Below are 1,345 nucleotides of genomic sequence, written 5' to 3' on the forward strand. Positions count from 1 at the left end.
TGTCGCGCGTCAGAATGTTTGGCAGGGGTAGTTAGTTGCTGATGCAATGCCCCTATCGAAAGGTCTGAATCATGAGTCGTCCCCCGACGATCCCGGCGGAGAAGAAGCTCCGCATCGTGTTGTCCGTGTTGCAGGGCGAGATCACGATCGCTGAGGCAGCCCGCCGGGAGAAGGTGTCCGAGCAGGCGATCGGGAACTGGAAGCGCCAGTTCCTCGAGGGCGGGAAGGCTGGGATCGAGGCGGGCAAGTCCAAGCCCTCGACCCGGGAGCAGCAGCTCGAGGACGAGGTCGCCGAGCTCACCCAGGCCCTCGGTGAGGCCGCGGTCGAGATCCGGGTCTGGAAGAAGAGCGCGGAGGGCCGCTTGGGCCCTTCGAGGACCTCGAGGTGATCCGCACCGAGGCGGGCATGTCGACCGCGAGGTTCTGTCAGCTGATCGACATGCCCGAACGCACCTGGCGGCGCTGGCAGGCCAAGGCGAAGACTGACCGGCCGCCGAGGGGCACGTGGCCGCAGCCGGCGCGGGACGCCGCCCGGCCGCTGGTGGTCGCGCATGCGTTGAAGAAGCCGGAGTGGGGCCACCGGAAGATCTGGGCGATGACCCGCCATGACGGACATAAGGTGTCGCAGGCGACCGTGCTTCGGCTGCTGCGCGATGACGGGCTGATCCTGCCGTCGGAGTACCAGAAGCAGCGTCGGGAGCTCGCGAAAGACCGCAAGGCCGCGTTCGCGCGGAACCCGACCGGGCCGAACCAGGTGTGGCAGCTGGACTTCAGCGAGTTCGAGACCACCACCGGCGGGACGTGGCGGATCGCGGGCTGCCGGGACTGGTTCTCGAAGCTCGAGCACCCGTTTCATACCTCGCCGACCGCGAACCAGCACGACGCGATCGCCGCGATCGAACTCGCCCTCGCCGACTACGAGAGCCTGTTCGGCCATCCCCTCGTCGACCAGTGTCAGGTCGACCCCGACACCGGCGAGCTGCTGCCGGTCGTCACGATCGTGACAGACAACGGCGGCCCGTTCCGATCGATGAACTTCGAGCTGTTCATCCTGCGCCACCCCGAGCTGCGACACGTGCGCACGAGGGTGAAGAGCCCGGGGCAGAACGGGTCACGCGAACGCGGATTCGGGACGCTGAAGTACGAGCGGCTGTTCCTCGACGACATCCCCGACGCGCTCACCCTCGTCGAACGCGCCGAGGACTACCGGGTCGAGTACAACGAGGTCCGCCCGCACGAGGCGATCGCTTGGAACCGGCCGATGGAGGTGCACCTCGGCCTGGCCGACCCCACCATCCCCAACTTCGAAAGAGAAGAAATCCTGCCAACTACTTGACGCGGGACA

Annotated in this window: 2 protein-coding genes; both read left to right on the forward strand. The window is 66.8% G+C overall.

What is annotated here, in order from left to right:
- The first annotated feature begins 71 nt into the window (after positions 1–71).
- The gene (locus GVL03_RS18780; protein WP_159502532.1) at positions 72–389 is read left to right on the forward strand and encodes a transposase; all 318 of its coding nucleotides are present in this window, start codon (positions 72–74) and stop codon (positions 387–389) included.
- Positions 386–1,336: an integrase core domain-containing protein gene (locus tag GVL03_RS18785; RefSeq protein ID WP_159502533.1), complete on the forward strand. Its 951-nt coding sequence runs from the start codon at positions 386–388 to the stop codon at positions 1,334–1,336. The genes GVL03_RS18780 and GVL03_RS18785 overlap by 4 nt, the downstream gene beginning before the upstream one ends.
- The last annotated feature ends 9 nt before the right edge of the window (positions 1,337–1,345 follow it).

Source organism: Microbacterium sp. 18062 (assembly GCF_902706225.1).
GTDB lineage: Bacteria > Actinomycetota > Actinomycetes > Actinomycetales > Microbacteriaceae > Microbacterium.

Bases quoted from the DNA above. Each gene is read 5' to 3' on its own strand.
- GVL03_RS18780 (WP_159502532.1), top strand. From the start codon at position 72: ATGAGTCGTCCCCCGACGATCCCGGCGGAGAAGAAGCTCCGCATCGTG.